This window comes from Streptomyces sp. NPDC021019 (genome assembly GCF_044333295.1).
Lineage (GTDB): Bacteria > Actinomycetota > Actinomycetes > Streptomycetales > Streptomycetaceae > Streptomyces.
This window is the reverse complement of sequence record NZ_JBIRQR010000003.1, coordinates 709,560-732,152: the sequence shown is the minus strand read 5'-3', so window position 1 is coordinate 732,152 and position 22,593 is coordinate 709,560. Positions and strand designations below refer to the sequence as shown.

The following is a 22,593-nucleotide window of genomic DNA, read 5'->3' as shown; positions in this document are numbered from 1 at the left end:
GCGCTCCGCGCCCGCTGCCGGTGCCCCCGCCGCGCCCCCCTGCGCCGAGCCCGGCCCGGCCTCGGCCTCCGCGGCCCCCGAACCCGATGCCGGACTCGACGCCCGCGACATGACGATCGCGTACGACCGTACCGACGTCGTGCACGGGGCCGACCTCCGGCTGCCGCGCGGTCGCGTCACCGCGCTCATCGGGCCGAACGGCAGTGGGAAGTCCACCCTGTTGCGGGCGGTGGCCCGGCTGCACAAGGCCCGTACCGGCAGCGTGACCGTGGCGGCCCAGGGCGAGGGCACCGGGCCCGTCGACGCCCTCGCCCTGTCGCGCTCCGACTTCGCCCGCCGGGTCACCCTGCTCGCGCAGAGCCGGAACGCGCCGGCCGGTCTCAGCGTGCGCGACGTGGTCGGATTCGGCCGGCATCCCTACCGGGGGCGGCTCCGGGGAACCGATCCGGACGGCGTCCGGACGGTCGAGCACGCACTGGCCGTCACGAACCTCGCCGAGTTCGCCGACCGCGGGGTGGAGAGCCTGTCCGGCGGGCAGTTGCAGCGTGTCTGGTTCGCCTGCTGCCTGGCCCAGGACACCGACGTCCTCCTCCTGGACGAGCCGACCACCTATCTCGACCTGCGCTACCAGGTCGAGATCCTCGACCTCGTCCGGGACCTCGCCGACACCCACGGCGTCACCGTCGGCGTCGTCCTGCACGACCTGGACCAGGCCGCCGCCGTGGCCGACCAGGTCGTTCTCCTCTCGTCCGGGCGGATCGTCGCCGCGGGCACGCCCGCTGAGGTGTACGCCCCCGAGCGGCTCAGCGACGCGTACGGCATCCGCATCGACGTCGAACCCGACTCCTCCACCGGCATCCCGCGCACCCGCGCGGTCGGCCGCCACCACCTTCGTTCCGAAAGGCCCTGAACACCCTCATGAAGAACCAGCACCTGACGTGGCCCGCCCTCGCCGCCGCGACCGCGCTCGCCCTCACGGCCTGCGGCACCACCGAGGCGCCGAAGAAGGAGTCCGCCAAGGACAGCGCGGTGACGATCACCGACTCCCGCGGCAAGAAGATCACGCTCGACGGGCCGGCGAAGCGCGTCGTCGGCACCGAGTGGAACGTCGTCGAGTCGCTCGTGACCCTCGGCGTCCAGCCGGTCGGCGTGGCCGACGTCAAGGGCTACACCGCGTACAACACGGCCGCGCCGCTCACCAAGGGCGCCAAGGACATAGGCACCCGTGGCGAGCCCAGCGTCGCCACCGTCGCCGGTCTCGAGCCCGACCTCATCATCGCCACCACCGACCTGTCCGACTCCGCCATCGCGCAGCTGTCCAAGGCCGCCCCGGTCGCCGTGGTGCGCTCGGCCGACGCGAGCCGGCAGATCGACCAGATGGTCGACACCGTCGAACTCATCGGCAAGGCCACCGGCCACGAGGACAAGGCCGAGTCCGAGGTCGACTCCTTCCGCAAGGCGGTCGCCGACGGGAAGAAGAAGCTCGCGGACGCCGGGCTCGGCGGCGAGAAGGTCGCCTTCGCCGACGGCTGGCAGGAGGGCAACCAGGTCTCGGTCCGCCCGTACGTCAAGGGCTCGCTGCTCTCCGACGTGAACACCGAACTCGGCCTCGTCGACCCGTGGAAGCTGAAGGGCGACGCGGCCTACGGCCTGGCGGCGACCGATGTCGAGGGCCTCACGAAGATCGGCGACGCGCGGTTCGCGTACATCGCCAACGACTCCGACGGCGGCGACCCGTTCGCCGACGGCCTCAAGGACAACGCGGTGTGGAAGTCCCTCCCGTTCGTCAAGGACGACGAGGTCCACCGGCTGCCCGACGGCATCTGGATGTTCGGCGGCACCGCGTCGATGCGCGAGTACATCGACGCCCTCGTCGGCGCGCTGACCGCCTGACGATGAGCACACGCACCACAACCGCCCCGCCCGCCCCCGTGAAGTCCGGGGCGGGCGCGGCCGGTCCGGCCGGGGCAGAGCCCCCCGTGGCGGCCGGCCCGTCGGCCCGCCGCGGCCGGATGTTCCTCCTCGCGGTCGCGGGGATCGTCGCGCTGGCCGCACTCGCGATCACGCATGTGGGCCAGGGCACCGCCGCCGTGGACCTGCACACGCTCTGGCAGTTGGCGACCGGGGCCGCCTCCGACCGGACCGCCGACGAGCAGGCGGCCGCCGTCGTCCTGGACTCCCGGCTGCCCCGGCTCGCCGCGGGGCTCCTCGTCGGCTGCGCGCTCGGCGCGGCGGGCGCGGCCCTCCAGTCGGTGTCGCGCAACATGCTGGCCTCGCCCGACACGCTCGCCGTCAACGCGGGCGCTTACCTCGCGGTGGTCGCCGTCGCCGCGTTCGGCATCACGCTGCCCGCGCTGCCGGCCGGGGCCACGGCGTTCCTCGGCGGGCTGCTGGCGGCGGGCGTCGTCCTCGGCCTGTCCAGGGCGGGGGCCGGACCGATCCGGCTGGTGCTCGCGGGCTCGGCGCTCACCCTCGCCCTGTCCGGGCTGAGCGGGATGCTGCTGCTTCTGCGCTCCCAGCAGACGACCGGGCTGTTCGCCTGGGGCAATGGTTCGCTCGCCCAGATCGGCATGCAGTCCATCGACCGGCTCGCCCCGGTCGCGCTCGTGGCGTTCGCCGGACTGATGCTGCTCGGCAGGCGGCTGGACATCCTCGCCCTCGGCGACGACGGCGCCGCGGTCGTGGGCGTGAGCCCCCGGCTGACGCGCAGCACCGCCGTCGTCCTCGCGGTGCTGCTGGCGGCGGTGTCCGTGGCGGTCGCGGGGCCGGTCGGCTTCGTCGGCCTGTGCGCGCCCGCCGTGGTCCGGCTGCTCAGTACCTGGATCCCGGGCCTGGTCCGGCACCACGCGTTCATCCCCGCGTCGGCGCTCGCGGGTGTGCTCGTGGTGCTCGGCGCGGACGTGACTCTGCGCGCGGTGTTCGGCGCCCAGGCTGGTGCCGAGGTGCCCACCGGCATCGTCACGACCTGTTTCGGCGCGCTCGTCCTGATCGTCCTCGCCTACCGGTCGCGCGACATGGGCACGGACAGCGGCTCGACGGCGTTCGCCCGGCTGCGCGGCCGGCGGGCGTTCGTCCTCACGCTGGCGGCGACGGTCGTGGGACTCCTCGGCGCGGTGGTGGCGGCGACGCTCTTCGGCGACGCGACGCTGCTCCTGGGCGATGTGGGCAACTGGCTCACCGGCCGGGCGGGGCAGTTCGTCGGTTACGTCCTCGACACGCGCGTCCCCCGGGTCGCCGCGGCACTGCTGGCCGGTGCGGCGCTGGCCGTCGCGGGTGCCGTCGTCCAAGCGGTGTCACGCAATCCGCTGGCGGAGCCGGGCGTCCTCGGCGTTGTCAGCGGGGCGGGGGTCGGGGCGGTCGCCGTCCTCACCGTCGTACCGCTGGCGAGCTTCTGGCTGATCGGCGGCTCCGCGCTGGCCGGTGCGACGGCCGCCGCGGCGCTGGTCTTCGGTCTCGCCGCTCGCCGCGGACTGGAGCAGAACCGCCTGGTGCTGATCGGCATCGGCGTGCAGGCCGGTGCGGGCGCGTTCGTGAGTCTGCTGATCGTGCTCACCGACCCGCACAACGAGACGAAGGCGCTGGCCTGGCTGGGCGGTTCGACGTACGGGCGGACGTTCCCGGAGCTGATCCCGGTGCTGGTCGGTCTGGTCGTCGCGCTGCCCGTCCTGGCGTTGATGCGCCGCGAGCTGGACCTGATCGGGCTGGACGACGAGACGCCCGCCCTGCTCGGTGTGCGGATCGGCGCCACCCGGCTGGCGCTGTTGAGCCTGGCCGTCCTGCTGACGGCGGGTGCCGTGGCGGCGGTCGGCGTGATCGGTTTCGTCGGCCTCGTCGCCCCGCACGCGGCACGTGCCCTGGTGGGCCGCAGTCATGTGCGGGTGATACCGGTCAGTGCGCTGCTCGGCGCGCTGCTGGTGGTCGTGTCGGACCTGGTCGGCCGGGCGATCATCGCGCCGGCGCAGATCCCGGTCGGACTGCTGACAGCCGTGATCGGCGCCCCGTACTTCATCTGGCTGCTCTGGCGGTCGCGGCGCGAGGGGTGAGCGCGGGGCTGTCCCGGTTCCGGAGCCGCGCGGTCGTCGTCGGCCGCGCGGCTCCCGCGTCGGGAAGAGGCCTGCGGTCTCCCGCACAGGGGGACCGGCCCGTCAGGCGCCCGTCACGCCGTCCGCTTCACCCGGTCCTCGCTCTCCTCGGCCCGCTCCAGCATGTCCTGCCAGTAGGCGGCGGCCCCGGCCGCCGCGACGCCTTCCTGGGCCCAGGACCGCTGGTTGACGCCGGCGGGCCCAGCGATGTTCTTCCAGATCCCGTCCGCCTCTGCCGCGGCGGCCGCGGCGACGGCCGCCCAGTGCTCGGCCTGCGCGGCGGAGTCCGCCTGCTCGTCCAGCCAGCTCCGGTGGGCGGCTCCGGCCTGGTCCCCCACCGAGCGCCAGGCCGCCTGCGCTTCGGCTCGTGCCTTCGCCGCGTCGGCGGCGTTCTTGAGAGCCTCCTCGGCCGCGACGGCCTTGCGGAGCAGCAGGGCCAGGGCGTGGTGGCGGCGGGTCTCGCCGTCCGCGATCCGCAGACGATGCCCTTCCAGGTCGAGGGTGGCTCCGGTGGCCCAGCCGTAGCCGAAGAACTCCGCCACATCGGCGTCGGTCGAGCCCGGCCGTACGGCCCACTGCGCCGTCACACGAACCTCGCCCCCGGGGTCGGTCGCCGCGAGAGCCCGCACGAAGTCCCTCTCCTTCGCGGCCACTTCCTGCTGGTGTTCGGTGTCGGCGGCCCTGACCTCGCGGTCGCGCTGCTGGGCCCGCTCGTAGCCGGTGCTCACGAACGCCGCCCGGTCGGGGTCCGTACCCCTCAGCGCGTTCCTGGCGGCCGCGTTCACCTGCGGGGAGAACTCCGGGGTGTGGGTGGACGCCACCCGTTCGCAGAACAGCCGGTTACGCGTACGGGTGTCGCGCAGGCGCTGCTTGGCCAGGTCGTAGCCGCCCCCCGGGGCCAGCCAATCCTCGATCGCGGCGTCGCCGAGCGAGCTGCGCAGGGCGTTCCATGCCGACGTGCGCAACTCGGCCGGGAGCCCCGACTTGGCTATGCGCTCCACCTCGCCGCGTGCGGCCGCGGCCGCCAGGGCGGACAGCGCGGGTGCTTCGTCGGCGGCGACGGTGGCGTGGGCCGCCCCCGGGGCCCCGGCCCACGCCGGCGCGGCGCCGGAGAGCGGAGCGCCCACGGTCAGCAAGGCAAGGGTCAGGGCCGTGGCGGCCCGGCGGCCGGCGCTCATGCCGGCCACGCGATCTGCTTGACGCGCCACAGCTGGGCGTCGGTCTGGTTGCAGGTCCACTGCTGGACCGAGTTGCCCTGGACCACCTCGCTGTTGGGAATGTCCAGGCAGCGGCCCGTGGTGTGGGTGGGACGCAGTTGGTACAACTTGCGGACGGGGTCGACGAGGTCCATCTGCCAACGCGTCTGCTTTCCCCCCGCGCAGGCGCCCAGCCGCACGTTCGCCCCCGCCTGGGTGCCGCCGTTCGCCACTTCGAGGCAGTTGCTGTTGCTCTCCCAGCGCAGCTCGAGGGTGGAGTCCGCGGTGCGCACCACTTCCCATACCGCGGGGAAGATCCAGTCGGTGTGGCACAGGTCCAGGTACGTCACATCGTTGGGGGCCGCCCCCAGACAGAGGCTGCTGTCCGCCGTCTGGAGCTGTACGTAGGTCCTGTCCGCCGCATGAGCGGTGGTGGTGCCGCCGACGAGGGCGGCCAGGCCGGCTGCGATGGCCAGCGCGGCTCGGACGATCCGTGCCATCGTGAAGTTCCGTTTCTCTTCGGCTGTTTCGGGGCTGCGGACGCGCAGAACCGTCAGGAGGCGGCCGCTGTGACGGTCCAGCGCTGGGGCGACAGGTCCCCGCACTGGCCGATGCCGGGCCGCACGCCGTCGGCGGTGCTGAAGTCGGGGACGGTCAGGCAGTAGTCGAGCTCGTCGCCGGGGCGCAGTTGGTGGAGGCCCTTGGCGACGTCGACCATCATCACCCGCCATCTCTGGGTGGTGATGGTGCTGCACCACCGCTGTTCTACCTTCCAGTTCAGGTCGGCGCCCGTGGTCAGGCATTTCCCGCTGTGCTTGGCCTGCATCTGGAACTGGCCCTGCCCGGCGGGCTTCAGTGCGAACAACTGGTTGTCGAGGCCGGCGGCGCAGGTCGACTGCACGGCTGCCACGTCGTCGGCGAGGCTTCCGCCGGCGACGGTGAGGCACTTGCCACTGTGCTCGACCTGAAACCGGAAGTAGGTCGTGTTCGGCTCCGCGTGGGCGGTCGTCGCGCCGCTGACGAGGGCGGCCAGGCCGGCGGCTGCGGCCAGGGTGATTCGGGCGATCCGTGCCATGGTGAGGTCCGTTCTTCTGCGGTGACTGGCTGAGGGCACGCGGATCAGGGGGCGAGGGGCGGTGCGACCTTCCAGACGCCGTCCTTCTCGATCCATCCCGCCACTCTCGACGTGACCGCGTACAGGGATCCGCGGTCGTTGACCAGCCAGCGCTCCTCCGGGCCGACGCCCCAGACGAACCCGGCCGACGTGCCGTTCTTGCGTTTGCACCAGGTGGCACTGGTACGGAACGCCGATGTGCGGTCGTCGGCGGCGAGCTTGATCCTCAGTGAGGTCACGGTGGTCATCAGGTAGTGGCCGGGCTTGCGGACCGACTCGAACGACCAGCAGCCGGGCAGGCCGGCGAGCGAGGGAACGATCGTCCAGGTGGCGTCCTGCCGGTCCGTCAGCGGGCTCCTGCTGTCGACGGGGGTGACGAACGCCTCCCCCTTGTCCACGGTGGACTGACGGACGTGCCAGCCGGTATGGGCCGCGGCGAGGGACTGGATGGACTGGCGCTTCAGGCGGTGCTGCGTGTCCTCCTTGAGGAACGCCGCCACCTGCTCGTCCGACCCCGCCAGCGCCTTCTTCGCAGCGGCCACCAGGCCTGGGTGCACCCCGCCGTTCTCGGCGGCGGCCTGGATCTGGAGGGCAAGCCGGCGGTCGGCCTCGGCGGCCTTCTTGCGCCGGTTCTCGTCGTCGAGCTTGTACGCCGCGTCCGCCCCGGTGTGGATGAACGCCTTCCAGTCCTGCGGACTCGGGCTCAGCACGGCCCGCTGGGCCGCCGCGTACAGCTCGGAGCCGCGCAGGTCGGCCGGCGCCTGGCGGATCAGCTCGCGGATGAAGTTGTCGCTGCTGAGGACGAGCATGCCTTCCGTCGCCGTGATGCGGAACAGAGCGGCCGCCGTCTTCCGGGCTGCCAGCTCCCGCTGTCGCTCCGCTTCTTCCCGGTCTCTCTCCTCCAGCTCCTTCAGCTCGTTGGCGATATCGGTGCGGTGGGCATCACGTACGCCGTTGACGATGTACTCCCGCCACTCCGCCGGCTCACCGGCGAGGGCGCGGATGCCGGCTGCCCGGACCTCGGGCCCCGCGGCGTCGTGCTTGATCACGGCCCGGATGAAGTTGTCATCGCCCAGCGCCAGCAGTTCGGGGGTGCTGGGAATGCCCACGACCTGCAACGCCTGCGTCTTGGCGAGCCTGGCCGCGCGCTCGGCCTCGGCCTTGTCCCGCTCGCGCTGCTGGTCGAGCCGGTACGCGTCGTGGATGCCGGTGACGATGAAGGTCACGTGGTCGGCCGGGGCGGAGCTGAACATCGCCTGCTCCGCTGCGACGCGCACCGAGTCCAGCAGTTCGCCGGCGTCCCTGGCCTTCTGCCACAGAGCGTGGATGAAGTCGTAGTCGCTGAGCAGGAGTACGTCGGCGGTCGGGTCGAGGCGGACCACGGCCGCGGCGTTCACCCGCTGGGTGTCGGTGGTGCCGATGCCCGCGGCCCGGGTGGATGCTTCGGCCGTGGCGCCTACGGCGACGGCCCCCGGGCCGACGGCACCGAGAGCCGCGGCGAGGGCTGTTGTGGTGACGATGCCACGCCTGACGGTCCGGCGCACTCTCGAGGACGGGACAGATCTCTTCTTCATGCTGATTCGGCAATCCCTACTGCCGCCGCCTGAGGACGGCTTGACGAGTGCAGGGTGAAATCGGCGCAGGAAGGACCGTCCGCTCCTGGCTGGAGCGGAAGAGAAACGGAGTGTCAGCGTGTCGTCATTCCCGACGGAATAATGCTGGCAGCACCAATGGCCCTCTGGTCGTGAACTAATTTCCCCCCGAATCCAGCCGTTTCAACCGGATGCGAGGGTGACCTTACTAGGAATGGGTCGGAGTCGGCAACGATATTTCTGCGCCAAGCTGCCGGCGACTCCGTGACCGCTTCTCGGTGAAATCCCCGTGTCGGTACGGAATCGGCTTCGCGCGCATCGGGCGCGCGGCTCCGGGACCACGGCGGCCACACCGTCCGGGCAACAGGTGATGTGCCATCAGATCGCTTTCCGCACAGAGGATTTCCAGCCATCTCCGAAGAGCCTTCGTTCCCCGGCAGCCTCGGGGCGGTCGTTGCGGTGGCCGCCCTCAGGGGTTACGGTGACGCAGCCGACCTGCTCGGTCGGCACGCCGGAGGGGAATTGCCGGAGTCATCGCACTCCGGCGAACCGCGCACGCGCTGGGGAGCGCCGAGCCGCAGGGGGAAATCAATGACCGACAGGTATGCCCAGGCGCCGTGATGGCCCTTCATTTTCTGTGCTGCCGGGCGTGGTGCGGCTAGGCGGCCACGAGTAGGCCCGGCCGACGCAATTGACGAGTAACGCGTAGTTTTCGCGCCCACTCTTCACCGCCGCGTCTGTGGCGCACACCGCGGCCGACGCGCGGTCGGAATTCTCCTCGCCCACCACAAGGAACGATCCGCAGCTTCGTTTCGACGTAAAGGCCCGGGCCGGGATCGCGCGGAGAAGGGCATCGGCATGCCCGCGTGACGGTCCGCCGCATGCCCGGCCGCTCGTGCACTCCTTCCCGACCGGTACTCCTTCACGACCGGTGGGGATTCTCATTCTCTGGAGGCTTTCCTTGTCAGGCAGACTTCGACCGCCAGGCCGTCGCAGACGCATGCGCGGAGCTGTGCCCAAGGTCGTGTCCGGGATCGTGGCCCTGACCCTGCTGGGCGGACTGGCCGGACCCGCGACCGCCGCCTCCCCGACCGCGCCGGCCGACGCCACGGCCCTGCGCCAGCTGGTGACCGCACTGACCGACGGGCCCGCGCCCACGCCACCCGCACCGACGGAGCTGGAGGCGCTGAGCGCCGACCGTGACCGTCAACTCGTTGAGGACTTCGCCGAGTTCGACGAGGAGGAAGAGGTACGTGAAGCCGCCAGGGCGGCCCTGGAGAGCACGGACCCCCATGCGATCCGCGACTTCCTGGAGCACGGCGAGGCCGAGGCCCGGCAGCGGGCGAAGGACAAGCGGGAAGCCGTCGACCGGGACAACCGGACGAAGATCGAGGCGCTGCGCGACACCGGCGGCCCCTTCTTCAACGCCGAGGTGGAACGGGTTCTGAAGGGTGACGCCCGGGACCGGGCCGACTTCCTCGCGTTCGGCGCGGAAATCGCCCGGCAACGGGACAAGGAGACCGAGCAGAACGAGCAGGAGCGCGCGGCCGAGAACCGCAAGCGCGTGGAGATGCTGGTCGCCGTCGGCGGCCCCGAGGTCAAGCGGACCGCGCGGGCCGTCCTGGCCACGAACGACGACAAGGCGATTGCCGAGTATCTCGAGAAGGGCTATCTGACCGCCGCCGCCAAGGACGCCGACGACCGGGCAGCCCACGAGAAGGCGCAGCAGGACGCCCTGGAGGCGGCGGAGAAGCTCCGCAAACTGGCGGAGAACACCGCGCGTGCCGCCGTGGCCCGTGCCAAGCTGATCACCGCCCACGGGGCCGCGGTCAAGGCGCTCAAGGAAGCCTCGAACGCGATGAGTGCGGCCGCCGCGCAGTCACGCGCCGCGGACCGGCTGCTGGACGCGGACCGGGCGGGCAAGAAGGTCTCCGACTACAGGCCGGTCAAGGCCGAGGTCGCCCGTCAGGTCGGCAACGCCGCTGGGGCCGCCAAGGCGGCCCAGGTAGCCGCAGGCCAGGCCAAGGTCCAGGCCGATGTGCTGGTCGAGACCGGGCTGACGCACGGCGTGCAGTGGTCGGAGGTCGCCACCGGCGTCGCCGCGGCCGCCGACGCCGCGGCCACGGCGGCGGCCACCGCCCAGCACGCGGTGGACGCCACCGCCGCCGACGCCGCCGGACTCGGCTCCGCCAACGAGGCGGAGCTGCACGCCCAGCAGTCCCTCAAGTGGCGGGCCAACGCCGAGCAGCACGCGAAGGCGGCGGCCCAGCTGGCCGGGGCCGCGGCGCGCCAGGCGCAGATCGCGGCCACGGCCGCGGCCAGGGCCCGGCAGGCCCGGATCGACGCCGAGGCGGCGGAGAAGGCCGCCTGGGCACACGCACAGAGAACGCGTGATGCCCGCGTCGAGGCCCAGCGCCAGGCGAAGGTGGCCGCCGACCAGCGGGCCGTCGCCGAGCGGGAGCAGGAGCTGGCGGCCGCCGCGCGAGTCCGGGCCGAGCAGGAGAGGAACGTCGCCGCCGAGGCGCGGCTGCGCGCCGAGGCCGAGCAGCGGACCGCGTCGGCCAAGCGGGCCGAGGCCCGGGCGGCCGCGGCCACGGCCGCACAGAAGCGGGCCGAGGCGCAGACCCAGGAAGGCGTCGCCGCGAAGTCCGACCAGAAGGCGCGGGGTGAGGAGCGCAACGCCCGCACCGCACGCGACAAGGCGGTCGATGCCGAGCGGCTGCACAACGCGGAGGAGGCACGGGCCAGAGCGGCCGAGGCGCTGGCGGCGGCCTCGCAGGGCACCGAACACGCCCAGGAGGCGCGGAACGCGGCCACGGAGGCGCGGTCCGCGGCCAACGCGGCGAAGACCGCGGCGGGCCAGGCCCGAGTGGCAGCCGACGCCGCCTCGGGCGCGGCGGTGAGGTCGCGGCAGGCGGCCATCGAGGCGGACGGCGCGGCGGGCAGGGCGCGGGCCGCCGCTGCGGAGGCCGCGGCGCACGCCTCACGGGCCAACGCGGCCGCGAACAAGGCCGAGGCCGCTGCCACCGCGGCTGGTGCGGCGGCGCACCGGGCCGAGTTCGAGGCGGCCCTCACACGGGCGGCCGCGCGGCGGGCCGACGCCAAGGCGACCGAGGCCACCGCGCAGGAGGCCCGTGCCGGCACTGCGGCGCATGAGGCGTCGCGCCTCGCCGGGCTCTCCGTGGTCGAGGCCAACCACGCCCTCCAGGCCGCCCATCGCACCCGGGACGAGGCCGACGGGGCCACCCGTGAGGCGGCCATGGCACGCGTGCAGTCCGGGGTGGCCGTTCAGGCCGCCGCAGCCGCCCGCTCCACGGCGGCGGGCATCGCCGACCCCGCGAACACGGCCATCTCCCTGACCGCGCCGTTCACCGGGACGGACCTGGCCGCGGACTTCGCCTCCGAGGTGGCCGAGGCCGCGCTGGAACTCGGTCAGGCCGAGGTCGTCAAGGCGGAGGCCCGCGCCGCGGAGGCCGTCAGCGCGGCCGAAGCGGCGGAGGCGGCCGCGAAGCTGGCCAACGCCCAGGTGGCTCCGGCCTTCAAGGCGGCGGCAGCGGCGGCGCGTTCCTCGGCGGACGCGGCACGCTCGTCCGTCGCGGCCATGCGGTCCGCGGCCGACGCCGCCGAGGACGGGGCCAAGGCCAGAGCGGCCGCGGCGAGCGCCGACCGGGCCGACGTACAGGCCCGGGCCGACGCGAAGGCCGCCCGTGAAGCGGCCGACCAGGCCTTCGCCGACGCGGCGGCGGCCCGTACGGCCGCCACCCGGGCCGAGGCCGAGGCGGTCCAGGCCCGGACAGCGGCGACCGAGGCGGAGAACCACGCCGTCGCCGCGGCGAGCGCGGCGTCGCTGGCCGAGCGGGAGGCCACGGCCGCGCAGGCCGCCGCCACCCAGGCGGAGAAGGACGCGGCCGCCGCCGCGCAACTCGCCACGTCCGCCGAGGAGTACGCCACATCGGCGGAGGCGGCGGCCAAGAAGGCCGACACCTACGCGAAGGAAGCCGAAGCCGCCGCGGAACGGGCCGAGGCGTACCAGCGCGAGCAGGAGCGCAAGGCCCGGGAGGAGGCGGCCAGGGAGCCGGCTCCGACGACGCCGGAGTCCAACGCTGATCTGGTGAAGCAGGCGCTCGAGGAAGCCGGGATCTCCGCGGATGAGTACGAGGCCGCGAAGGCGCTCGCCGGCAAGGACCTCCTCGACTACCTCCTGGAGAACGGGGCGGAGATCCTCGTCGAACTCGTCGCCGGCGACATCATGGAGTGCGTCGACGATCCGGACATCGCGACCTGTATCTGGGCGATCATCTCCAACCTGCCGGTCCTCAAGGCGGCGAAGCTCCTCGGGCAGATCCCCAAGATCACCAAGGCCCTCCTGGGCATCAGCGCGTTCCTGGACAAGACCGCTGCCGCACGCAAGAAGGTCAAGAAGTTCGAGGAGGCACTGGAGAAGGTCAAGAAGGGCTCCAGGTGCCTCACGGACGACAAGCCGGGCACGGGCGGCAAGAGCGCCGCGGGTCCCGGTCCCGTGGGCGGGCCCGCGGCGGGTGTGCCGGGCGGTGTCCCGATCCGCAGCGCCGCCGTCGCCGACGATCCCGCCGTGGAGTGCGGCCCGTACGTCTGGTGGCCCTTCCGCAAGGGCGTCGACGACACTCCGCAGGGTCCCGTCCCGACGGACGCCGGTATCCCGACGGGCGCCTTCCTGAGGCCGGGCGACTACATCTTCGTCGTCCGTCTCGACGGCTCGCTGCGCGCCATGAGCGTCGACGACCTGGAGGCGATCGAGGACTACCCCGGTCACACGTCGCTGGCCGAGAAGAAGCCCGTGCTGATGGCGGGCGAATTCGACGTCGGCGCGGCCGGTCTGATCACCCGGGTCAGGAACTTCTCCGGCCACTACATGCCGCAGCAGAAGGAAGGATTCACCTCGCTCAAGGACATCACCCAGGCGGCCTTCCTGGGGCACGGCTGGGTGTTCCCGGACAAGGCGTGGACGCTTTACGTCAAGAAGAACCCCTGATCCGCTCCCGCCCCGCGGGGGACGGCCCACGTCGGCCGTCCCCCGCGGGCACGACCCGCACGACGACTCTCCCGATACGGTGGCACCGATGAATCCCTCGATCTGTCCAGGCCCCGATGTCCTCCTGGCACGGCTCGCGCGCGGGCTGGACGTCAGCCCTCCCCCGGAGCATCCCCCGAGCGAGGCGTACCTGCACGACCTCGCCGTACGGGCCGGTCTCCGCGACCACGACGTCTTCCTCGTCGCCGGACTGCCCCTGCCCGAGGCCGCGCTGGACCTGGAGGGCACAGCGGGCGGATGGGTCCCGTCGCTGGTGCAGCATGCCCTCGCCCTCGCCCCCGCCGACCGGCAGAGCCTGCTCATCCGCGCCCGGACGGCGGCCGGACAACCGCGTCCCGCACGGACGCTGGAGCGGCCCCCCGCCGCCCCCGGGCCGCCGGGCTTCGGCTCACTCCTGGTGCACATGCTCGCTCTGCGCAATCTGAGCCCGTCGGCCGTCGCCGAGACGATGTGCCTGGTGTCGGGCGTCTGTAAAGCGGCCTCGACCATCCGGATGGTCCGCGACGGCGTGAAGGAACTCGACGCCGAGCTTCTCGGAGGTTTCGCGGCCGTGCTCGGCGTGCCGGCCGCCGTGCCGGCCGCGCTGACCGGAGTGAGCGGCCCGGTACGCAGCGCCGGGCCGTCGCCGGAGGTGGCGGACGTGGCGACGCTGATCTGGGAGGTGCGACACCTCACGGAGCAGGAGGTACGTGAACTCGGCGACTGGGCGGAAGAGTTGAGCAGCGGCTGAGGCGCTGGGGCACGCGTCGTGCCGGCGATCGTCCGCCGGTCGCGGACACGGCGCTTGTACGCCGCCCTGAGGTCGCTCGGACCGCGGATCGGTGGTGCCCGGAGCCGACGGCGAAGACCGCGCAGCCGTCCTCCATCCGCAGGGAGCGGGCCCCGGTGTAGGTGACGTCCTCGGCCCGACCGGCCTGGATCCACATGGCTGCGGTGGTGTTGACGGGCAGGGTCGCGGTCAGCCGGAAGCGGCCCCTCTCCGTCTTCCCTTCGGTGGTGCGGTGTCCTCGGCCACGCAGCGCGGCATCCGTCAGACGTGGGAGAGGAGTCCGTCCAGCGGTCCCGGCAGGCGTGCGAGGTCCAGTGCTTCCGTCAGCGCTCGCGCATAGTGTTCCTTGCGGCCGCCGATGGTCCCCATGAAACGCCGCAACTGTGCTTCGACCGTCCGCTCCCGCTGTGCGGGCTGGCGCTGGAAGAGCCGGAAGGTACGCAGGTCTCCCTGGTCGTCGATGACCTGGTGGACGCCGTCCGTGCCGAGTGACCGGATCAGCTCGTCCTCCAGGTCGGCGTGGCAGGTGAAGAAGCCCAGCGCCGCCAGGTCGTCGGGGGTCCGGGCGGTGCCGAAGCCGGTCCGCTCCAGGCCCCGGACGAAGAAGCGCTGCTCCGCCGCGTCGCACAGGCCCGCGGGCCGGGTGTCGAGCCCGTCGGGCCCCAGCAGGCGCAGATAGCGGGTGATGCTGGTGGCGCCCCCGAGCGGCACGACCACGACGCCCTCGGCGCTCAGGGTGCGCCCCTGGCGTTCGGCGAGGGCCTCGACCGCCGCCCGGTCGCTGACGCCCTCGACGAGCACCACGGTGCGCAGGCTCAGGTCGGCCGCCAGCTCACGGGCGGCCCCGGCCTCGGCGGGCGCGGGCGTGTCCGCGTCGCCCGCGGCCCAGGAGACGACCGTCTGCCGGAAGCGCGTCGCTGTGTCCACGGAGCCAGTCTCGCACCGTGGTCGGTGGTCACCGCAAGGGTTTTCCGGTACGTCGGCCGGCGCTGCCCCGGGGTACGTCAGCGGGGTGCGGGAGGCCTGCGCGCCAGGCACAGGCCGACGCCGAGGGCGAGCGCCAGGACACAGCCGGCGAAGGTCACTCCCGCGTTCCTGAGTCCGATGGCCAGGGTGAGGGCGCCGACGCCGACCACGGGCAGGGAGATGCCCAGGTAGGCGATGACGAAGAAGGCGGACACGGTCGCGGCCCGGTGTTCGACCGGTGCGGCGGCGCTGATCGCCGTCACCGCGCCCCGGAACGCGAGCCCCTGGCCGAGGCCGCCGCACAGCGCACCGGCGATGAGCAGGGGAAGCGAGGTGAAGAGCAACGAGGCGCCCACCAGGAGAAGGCCCCCGACCAGGACGAAGCAGCCGCCCGGCAGGGCCCGCCGTTCACCGACCCGCCCCATGAGCGCCTGCCCGGCCGTCGAGGCGAGGAAGACGGAGAAGACGAGGAGTCCCGTCAGGGCCAGGTTGTGCACGTCGAGCGTCTCGGCCACGAACGCGGGGGCCACCGCGGTGAAGAGGCCCAGCAGGGAGAACCCGGCGAAGGCGGCCAGCGCCGAGGTGGCGAACACGCCGCGCACCGCGGGCGGGACGGCCGGCCCCTGGGGCCGCAGCCGCACTCCCCGTACCCGGGAGGAGGCGACCGTCTCCGGGAGGAACCAGGTCAGTACGGCGGCCACGGCGAGCAGCGCCAGATGCACGACGAAGGGCAGCCGCAGGGGCCAGGGGGCGTACTCGGCGAGCAGCCCGGACAGCAGCGGGCCGCACCCCAGGCCGCCCATGTTCGCGGCGGTCGCGGCCAGCCCCGCCCGGGCCGCGTGTCCCGGCGGGGCCAGTTCCATCACGGTGACCGTCGCCGCGCCGCTCAGGAGTCCGGCGGCGAACCCCGAGAGGAGACGTCCGGCGAAGAGGGCGGGGAGCCCGCCCTCGAAGAGGAAACAGAGGGCACTGGCCGCCGAGATGCCCAGGGCGGCCAGGAGGACGGGCCGCCGCCCCGCCTCGTCGGAGACGTTCCCGGCGAGCAGCAGGGTGGCGATCACTCCGAGGGCGTAGACGGCGAACACCACGGTCACCATCAGCTCGGAGAAGCCGAGCCGGTCCCGGTAGAGGCCGTAGAGCGGTGTGGGAAGCGTGGTGCCCGCCATACCGATGGCGAAGACGGCCGCCGCGGCCGGGTAGCCGAGGCGTTTCCTCCGGTGCGCGGAGCCGACTGTCCTTCGGCTCATGCGTCGGGCGGAGGGTCCGTCGGGGCGGCGGAGGTGATGTGGGTGAGCACGCACAGCCAGCGGCCGTCGCGCCGGACGAAGACGTCCGTGACCCATTCGTCGGCGTCGACGCGGCGGCCACCGTAGTGGGCCGTGTTCGTCATCCGTGCGGTGACCGTCGCGGTGTCCCGGTGGACGCGGACCCTCGACGGGCTGATGGCCCGCATCGCCGAGTGGGTCAGGTCGCCGGACGCGACGTAGCCGAGGAACGCGTCCCGGTCCGTGATGCCGGACTCGGAGACGATGGCCCATTCGTCCGCCATGAAGGCGCTGATCCGCGGCACGTCGTTCGAGACGATCGCGGCGGACCACTCCTCCACCAGGGCGACGAGCCGGGCCTCCACCGCGGGGTCCTGGGCGTCGGCACCCTTCGGCGGTGGCCCGGAGGCGGCTCCGCTGTCTTCCATGGTTCGAGCGTAGCCAGGGGGCACACGGGTCGCAGTTCCTGGGCGGCCGGGCGGGGCCGCCCGGGAACCGAACGGGCCCGGGGCGGTAAGGGACCGGCGGTTGCGTGCGCTCGCGGGCGGGCCTGCCTCGACAGCGGCCGTCGCTTCCTCGGGCTCCTGGCCCGTCGGTGGTTCGGGCAGCTCACGGCAGCGGACCATGAAGGACCGCTCGAAGACGATGACGGCCTCCCCGGTCGACTTCGTGCCGGTCGTCTCCACCGTGATGATGCCCTGCCCCGGCCGGGACCGGGACAGCCGCTTGTCGAGGACGCGGCTCGTCGCGTAGAGGGTGTCGCCGACGAAGACGGGGCTCTTCAGACGGACCCTGTCCCAGCCCAGGTTGGCCACCGCCCGCGCCGACAGCGCCTGCACGGTCATCCCGCCGACCAGGCACAGCGTGATGCCACTGTTCACCAGGACCCTTCCGTACTCGGCGCCTGCGCCGTAGTGCTGGTCGAAGTGGAGCGGGTGCTGGTTCATCGTCAGCAGCGTCAGCCAGGTGTTGTCGGCCTCGGAGAGGGTACGGCCCGGCCAGTGCCGGATCACCATGCCCGGCGCGAAGTCCTCGTAGTCCCCGCCGTGTTCCTCGACGTACTCGTTGTCCTTGACGTGACGCAGGGTCATGCGGCATCTCTCCGGTGATGTCACTTGATCAGGTCGGCGCGGAGGGGCGCGCCGGTTCGCGGGGCGGGGCGTGAGCGGTGCTGCGGTCAGATCGCCACCATCACGTTGTCGGAGCTGCTCGTGCCGCCCCGGACGCTGACGATCCCGGCGGAACCGTCGCCGAAGAACCGGCAGAACAGCCCGGCCGGCCGGCCGCCGAAGACAAGGGGCCCCAGCACCGGGGCGACGTCGGCGTCGTACGGCTCGTCCACCCCGTCGGCGATCAGCGCGACCCGGCAGGTCCCCGGCTCCACGAACTCCTGCACGACGCTGGTGCGGCCCTGGACGGCCTCACCGACGGCTGACTCCCACGCGGCCTGATCGGCTTCGCGGCCGATGATCACCTGCTGTCCGCTCTCCCCGAGGGCGGCCTTGAGCACCAGCCGCTCGCGGTTCTTCAGCACGAACGGCACCAGGTCGACCTGGTGTCCCTCGCGGTCGGTCCTGCGCTCGGAGAGGATCCGCGTCCACGGCAGGTACCGCGCGATGAGCCCGCGCTCGCCCTCGGTCATCCAGGGCCGGCCCTCCGACAGGAGCCCCATGGTGAGCTTGCTGTGCAGGAACGTCGATGTCTGGGTGCCCACGAGCAGGCAGCCGTGGTCCAGGGCGTCCTGGACCGGGGCGGTGTCGAGGCCCGCGTCGAGCCAGTCCGGAATGGTGAAGTTCCGCAGTCCCACCGGATAGCGCAGGTGCGGGGCGCAGTCCCACGCCTCCGACAGCTCCTCCGGTTCGAAGAAGCGTGCGGTCAGGCCGTGGCTGTTGTAGTGGTCGGCCTCCATCTCGAAGTACCGTCGCTCCACGCCGGTCACCCGGGCGCTGCCGACGACGGCCACCCTCGGCGCCACCGCCGTCTCCGCGCTGAGCGACCGGAACATCTCGGCGCGTACAGCGAACGGGTTCGGGGAACGGAACGGGGCCCGGCCCTCCTCGTCGGCGTGCAGCGCGCGCCACACGGCCAGACGGCTCTGGGTCTCGACCACGCCCCCGAGCGCACCGCTGACGTTGAACTCCAGGAACTGCGGCCCGTCGGGCCCGATGACCAGATCCGGGCGGACCACGGAGTCGGCGTACCGCTCCTCGACGAACGGGTCCCGCATCCACAGCCGGTCCTCGGTGGCGGGCATCCCGTAGGCGGTCAGCCGGTCGGCGGTGGTGTGCCCGCTCTCCAGGGCGGCACGGCGCAGCAGATCGACCAGCGCGACGCTCACCCGGAAGATCTCGGCGTAGGACGCGCGCGGGATCGCCAGCGGCGCCGCGGGAAGGACCTTCTGGTACGGCCAGCCGGTGTCCCGCAGCTCGTGCCGCAGCATCCGCCGGATCGCGTCCGCCGACGCGGCGGGCCTCAGCCGGTGGCGGCCGAACCACGGGTGCCCCTGTCCCGGACCGAGGTCCTCATGCGTGTCCATCCGGCGTTCCCTCCTCTGTCGGCACAACGGCGGCCGGGCCGCCGGTTTCCTGCCCGTTCGTACGGCGCTCCTCGAACAGCGCCACCGCGGCGGCGGTGTCCTCGATGGCCAGGCCGACCGTCCGCAGGACCGTGGTCCGGCCGGTGACGTCGACCGCGCCGCTGACCAGGCCGCCCAGTTCGTACAGGTCCTCGGTTTTGATCAGGCCGGCGGCCAGTGCGGCCCGGATCTCCCCCGCGCCGTCCAGCGCCGCGGTCCGGTCCTCGACGACGGTCACGGCGTCGGCCAGCAGGGCGGGGGCCAGTTCGACGGCGTCCGGGTGGGTTCCGCCGATCACGTTCACATGCGCCCCGGGGGTCACCCAGTCCGCCTCCACCACGGGGGTGCCGTCGTCGGTCGAGGTGGCCGTACAGATGATCGCCGCGTCGGTGACGGCGTCCCTCGCGGTGTCGCAGACCGTCACGCGGACGGTTCCCGGTGCGATGTCGCGGACCCGGTCGGCGAGTTGCTCGGCCCGCGCGCGCGTGCGCGAGTGCAGGCGGAGGTTACGGATCGGGCGCACCGCCGTCACCGCCCGGACCAGGGCGTCTGCCTGGACCCCCGCGCCGATCACCGCCAGGTCGTCGGCGTCGTCGGGAGTGCAGCAGCGGGTCGCCAGTGCGGCGACGGCGCCGGTGCGGACGGCGGTGAGTTGGGCGCCGTCCAGGAGGGCGGTGATCTGCCCGGTCTCCAGGTCGGTGAGCGCGACGATTCCGTGGATCAGCGGCAGCCCGCGTACCGGGTTCTCGGGGGTGAGCGTGGTGACCTTGACGCTGCCCACCGCGCGCCGCTCCCAGACGGCGGGGCTGACCAGGAGGACGCGCCGGTCGCCGTGCTCGAGCACCGTGCGGGCCGGGGAGCGGGTGCGGCCGGCGGCCAGGTCGACGAACATCTCGCCGAGCACGTCGACCACGCGGAGCATCCGCCGGGTTCCGGCCATGTCGGCGGCCCGGACCATCACCGGCGCGCTCACGCGGTTCCTCCGGCGCGGCCGAACCGGCTCGTCCAGGCGTCGTCGCGCGCCACGGTGGTGCGGGCCAGCCGGGCGAACGGCGGGCCGACCATGTTGCCCTCCAGGACGGCGATCCCGCCGTCGGCCGCCGTCACGGCCTCCACCACTCGGCGGGCCTGCCCCAGCTCTTCGGGCCGGGGCCGCAGGAGACGGTTGATCACGTCGAGTTCGCCCGGGTGCACCGTCGCCTTGCCGTGGAAGCCGAGCGCCCGCGCCCGGGTGGTCTCATCGGCGAGGACCGCCGGTTCGGCGAGCCGGTAGTTGGCGGTGTCGACGCACGCCGTGCCGTACCGGGCGCAGGCCATCGCCATCGCCTGCCGGGCGGCCAGCATGGCCTCCCAGCTGATGTCGACACCGAGTGTGGCGGCCAGGTCGGCCGAGCCGAGCACCAGGCCGTCGGCGGAGCGCGCGATGGAGTCGATGCGGGTGACCGCCTCGACCGTCTCCACGGTCACGTAGATCTCGGGGGACGCGCCGGCCGAGGCCAGCATCCGGCGCAGCAGGTCGACCTCGTCCGCCGAGGTCACCATCGTCATCAGGACGAGGCCGGGCCGCACCGGGCCCTCGGCCAGCATCAGGACGTCCTGGACCCCCGCGAGGCTGCCGAGTTCGTTCATCCGCACGGCGACGTGTTCCGGTCTCGGGGTCTTCTCCAGCGCGGCCCGGCAGACCGTGCGGGCGGCCTGCTTGTCGGCGGGCGGTACGGAGTCCTCCAGGTCGATCAGGTGGACGTCCGCATCGTACGACCAGGCCTTCATCACCTTTTCCGGCGACAGGGCCGGCGTGTAGAGGATGCTGCGCGGAATCGCCCTGGCCGCCCCGGTCACCGGTTCACCGCCCCGGGGAGCGTGGCGCCCGCCGGGCGCGCCCCGGCCTCGGTCAGCGCGGTGCAGAGCCGCTTGATCTGGTCGGCGCTCTGGCCGGCCCGCAGCATGACCCGCAGTCCGGCGGTACCGCGTGCGACGATCGGGAAGAACACGGGTGAGGTGTAGAACCCGGCCGCGAAGACCTGTTTGGCGGCCTCGACGACCGTGTCGTCGCTCATCGGCACCACCCGGATCGGGTAGGTGCTGTCGGCCTGCTCGGTCAGGACGAGCGAGTCGAACAGCGCGATGTTGGACCGCAGGCGCTCCTGCAGCCGGGTGAGTTCCTCGGTGCGGTGGATCTCGGCCGAGGCGAGTGCCGCGCCGACCGCGGCGGCGTTCATCTTCTGCGAGTAGCCCAGCGGGCCCGCGAACCGTTCGACGAGCCGGCGCGTCTCCTCGGGGTAGCCGTCCAGGAGGATCGCCGTGCCTCCGGCGCCGAACCCCTTGGTCAGGGTCGCCACGGTGATGGTCCGCTCGTCGAGCACCGGGGAGTGGGTGCGCACGTAGCCGATGCCGCGCTCGCCGTACGCGGACAGCGAGTGCGAGTCGTCGTAGAAGACCAGGAGGTTGTACTTCTCCTGGAGTTCGGCCAGCTCCTCGACGGGCGCGTAGCCGCCGAGACTGTCCGAGCCGTCCACCACGTAACAGACGCGTTCGTAGGTGCGGCACATGTCCTCGATGAAGTCGAGGTCGTGATGGCCGCAGGTCACGACCTCGCTCTCGTCGGCGCAGCTCGGCTTGGCATGGGCGAGGGAGACGTGGGCGTTCTTGTCGAAGACCATCAGCGGCCTGGTGCCGTTGCCCAGGTGCCCCGAGGCGATCATCGGCAGCAGACCGGTGCTGGCCGCGGCGGTGGAGAGGGCGCTGATGACCATCGCGCCGAACAGCTCGCCCAGCGACTCCTCCAGCTCCAGCAGCACCCGGGTCTGGACGCGGGTGCGCGGGATGCAGTGGTCGAGCACCCCGAAGCGGCGCAGCGAGGCGACCGCGCCGTCGATGACCTTGGGGTGGGTGTCCAGGTCCAGGTAGGAGCAGACGGTGAAGTTGACGAATTCATGCCCGTCGGGCATGTGGAACACGCCGTCCTCCAGGTCGCCGACGATGCCGGCGACCCCGTTCTCGTAGGACTGGTTCCAGAAGGCGTTGCCGATCCCGATGAGTTTGTCGTTGTTGCGGTACCGGTGGGTGGGGGTGATGGTTCTGCGCTCGCTCATCGGGAGTTCCCCTCGGTGGGCCTGTAGCTGTAGACGCCCTTGAGCCTCCGGTAGGCGTACGTGTACAGGGCGACGCCGAGTACGTGCGGCCGGTGGAGGATCTTCTTGGACTTGAGCCAGAAGTTGACGTTGATGTTCAGCTCGTCCAGCGATTCGGCCTGGTGCCACCAGCCGAGCGGCAGGTAGAGCATGTGCCCCGGTTCGAGGACGAAGTCGCGGCGTTGGGCGAGCTTGGCCGCGAGCCTCGGGTATCGCGCCAGGTCGACGTCGTCGAGGTCGACCACGTTCGACTTGTCGCCGAACCCACGCAGTACCGACCGCGGGTAGTAGGCCCGAACGCCCGGTGGAGCGATGATGAACCGCTTGCGGCCCTCGAGCGCGATGTTGAAGTTCTCGAACTCGTCGAAGTGGTTCTTGGTGAACACGCCGCGGTGGCTGATCCACAGGTTGGCCGCGTACAGGCTGTCGCCGTAGCCGAAGAACTCCTCGGCGTCGAATCCGATGACGGCGTTCACGTCGGCCGGACTGCTGCGGATGTTCGAAACCACCCGGTGCCAGGTGTCCGTGCTGGTCAGGTACTGCTCGTCCGCGAAGAAGTCGCGGAGCTTGATGTCCCGAGTCTCCCAGCGCCCCGGGTGGTTCTTGTCGCCCGGCTCGGTGAACAGGGTGACGGTCATCTCGGCCAGGCGCGCGGCCACCTCGTCCCGTCCGAGTCCCTGCACGCCCGCCGGCAGCTTGATCACCACGGGGCGGTCGGCCTTGTACAGACCCCGGGGGCCCATGGCCAGGAACGCGTCGAACGACATACGGGTGATCTCGACACCCGCTGTCCCGTTCGACCCGGGCACGGCTTCAGGAACTGCCATGTCGA

At 72.5% G+C, this 22,593-nt stretch carries 17 protein-coding genes and 1 pseudogene; 5 read left to right on the top strand and 13 right to left on the bottom strand.

The window, feature by feature from the left end:
• The first annotated feature begins 109 nt into the window (after positions 1-109).
• Genes ACH4RG_RS20765 through ACH4RG_RS20755 form a run of 3 tightly spaced genes read left to right on the top strand, consistent with a single transcriptional unit; the run spans position 110 to position 4,043 of the window.
• Positions 110-910, top strand: coding sequence for an ABC transporter ATP-binding protein (locus tag ACH4RG_RS20765; RefSeq protein ID WP_397918121.1), 801 nt, complete (start codon positions 110-112; stop codon positions 908-910).
• A gap of 8 nt (positions 911-918) precedes the next feature.
• Complete coding sequence (locus tag ACH4RG_RS20760) at positions 919-1,893, top strand: iron-siderophore ABC transporter substrate-binding protein (protein ID WP_397917836.1); 975 nt, start codon at positions 919-921, stop codon at positions 1,891-1,893.
• A gap of 2 nt (positions 1,894-1,895) precedes the next feature.
• Entirely contained in the window at positions 1,896-4,043 is a 2,148-nt protein-coding gene (locus ACH4RG_RS20755) for an iron ABC transporter permease (RefSeq protein WP_398539946.1), read from the top strand.
• A 113-nt stretch (positions 4,044-4,156) separates the two neighbouring features.
• On the opposite strand, the gene ACH4RG_RS20750 is transcribed toward ACH4RG_RS20755, so the two are convergent.
• The 4 genes from ACH4RG_RS20750 to ACH4RG_RS20735 are packed head-to-tail and all read right to left on the bottom strand — an operon-like array spanning position 4,157 to position 7,966.
• Positions 4,157-5,260, bottom strand: coding sequence for a hypothetical protein (locus ACH4RG_RS20750; protein WP_397917834.1), 1,104 nt, complete (start codon positions 5,258-5,260; stop codon positions 4,157-4,159).
• A complete protein-coding gene (locus ACH4RG_RS20745; protein ID WP_397917833.1) occupies positions 5,257-5,778 on the bottom strand; it encodes an RICIN domain-containing protein in 522 nt (173 codons plus the stop codon). The genes ACH4RG_RS20750 and ACH4RG_RS20745 overlap by 4 nt, the downstream gene beginning before the upstream one ends.
• 53 nt (positions 5,779-5,831) lie before the next feature.
• A complete protein-coding gene (locus ACH4RG_RS20740) occupies positions 5,832-6,353 on the bottom strand; it encodes an RICIN domain-containing protein (protein ID WP_397917832.1) in 522 nt (173 codons plus the stop codon).
• 44 nt (positions 6,354-6,397) lie between these two features.
• Complete coding sequence (locus tag ACH4RG_RS20735; protein WP_397927302.1) at positions 6,398-7,966, bottom strand: AbfB domain-containing protein; 1,569 nt, start codon at positions 7,964-7,966, stop codon at positions 6,398-6,400.
• A gap of 1,030 nt (positions 7,967-8,996) precedes the next feature.
• Here ACH4RG_RS20735 and ACH4RG_RS20730 point away from each other — a divergent pair.
• The gene (locus tag ACH4RG_RS20730) at positions 8,997-12,995 is read left to right on the top strand and encodes a hypothetical protein (protein WP_398539945.1); all 3,999 of its coding nucleotides are present in this window, start codon (positions 8,997-8,999) and stop codon (positions 12,993-12,995) included.
• A gap of 88 nt (positions 12,996-13,083) precedes the next feature.
• Positions 13,084-13,785, top strand: coding sequence for a hypothetical protein (locus tag ACH4RG_RS20725; protein ID WP_398539944.1), 702 nt, complete (start codon positions 13,084-13,086; stop codon positions 13,783-13,785).
• 300 nt (positions 13,786-14,085) lie between these two features.
• On the opposite strand, the gene ACH4RG_RS20720 is transcribed toward ACH4RG_RS20725, so the two are convergent.
• The 9 genes and pseudogenes from ACH4RG_RS20720 to ACH4RG_RS20680 all read right to left on the bottom strand — a co-directional run bounded on the left by ACH4RG_RS20720 (position 14,086) and on the right by ACH4RG_RS20680 (position 22,588).
• A complete protein-coding gene (locus tag ACH4RG_RS20720) occupies positions 14,086-14,751 on the bottom strand; it encodes a TOPRIM nucleotidyl transferase/hydrolase domain-containing protein (RefSeq protein ID WP_397927299.1) in 666 nt (221 codons plus the stop codon).
• 77 nt (positions 14,752-14,828) lie between these two features.
• Positions 14,829-16,037 carry an MFS transporter gene (locus ACH4RG_RS20715; RefSeq protein ID WP_398539943.1) on the bottom strand — a complete coding sequence of 403 codons (1,209 nt, stop codon included), beginning with the start codon at positions 16,035-16,037 and terminating at the stop codon, positions 14,829-14,831.
• On the bottom strand, positions 16,034-16,483 hold the full coding sequence (locus tag ACH4RG_RS20710) for a nuclear transport factor 2 family protein (protein ID WP_398540033.1): 450 nt from the start codon (positions 16,481-16,483) through the stop codon (positions 16,034-16,036). Before ACH4RG_RS20710 ends, ACH4RG_RS20715 begins: the two co-directional genes overlap by 4 nt.
• A gap of 111 nt (positions 16,484-16,594) precedes the next feature.
• Positions 16,595-17,146: pseudogene (locus tag ACH4RG_RS20705) on the bottom strand (MaoC family dehydratase); the annotation flags it as partial.
• Between the two features lie 86 nt (positions 17,147-17,232).
• Positions 17,233-18,591: a hypothetical protein gene (locus tag ACH4RG_RS20700; protein WP_397917826.1), complete on the bottom strand. Its 1,359-nt coding sequence runs from the start codon at positions 18,589-18,591 to the stop codon at positions 17,233-17,235.
• Complete coding sequence (locus ACH4RG_RS20695) at positions 18,578-19,603, bottom strand: ornithine cyclodeaminase family protein (RefSeq protein ID WP_398539942.1); 1,026 nt, start codon at positions 19,601-19,603, stop codon at positions 18,578-18,580. The genes ACH4RG_RS20700 and ACH4RG_RS20695 overlap by 14 nt, the downstream gene beginning before the upstream one ends.
• Positions 19,600-20,469 (bottom strand): HpcH/HpaI aldolase/citrate lyase family protein, encoded by an 870-nt coding sequence (locus tag ACH4RG_RS20690; RefSeq protein WP_397917824.1) that lies wholly within the window; start codon positions 20,467-20,469, stop codon positions 19,600-19,602. The genes ACH4RG_RS20695 and ACH4RG_RS20690 overlap by 4 nt, the downstream gene beginning before the upstream one ends.
• On the bottom strand, positions 20,466-21,722 hold the full coding sequence (locus ACH4RG_RS20685) for an aminotransferase class I/II-fold pyridoxal phosphate-dependent enzyme (protein WP_397917823.1): 1,257 nt from the start codon (positions 21,720-21,722) through the stop codon (positions 20,466-20,468). The genes ACH4RG_RS20690 and ACH4RG_RS20685 overlap by 4 nt, the downstream gene beginning before the upstream one ends.
• Positions 21,719-22,588, bottom strand: a complete 870-nt coding sequence (locus tag ACH4RG_RS20680; protein WP_397927295.1) for a cupin-like domain-containing protein — start codon at positions 22,586-22,588, stop codon at positions 21,719-21,721. The genes ACH4RG_RS20685 and ACH4RG_RS20680 overlap by 4 nt, the downstream gene beginning before the upstream one ends.
• Positions 22,589-22,593 lie beyond the last annotated feature (5 nt).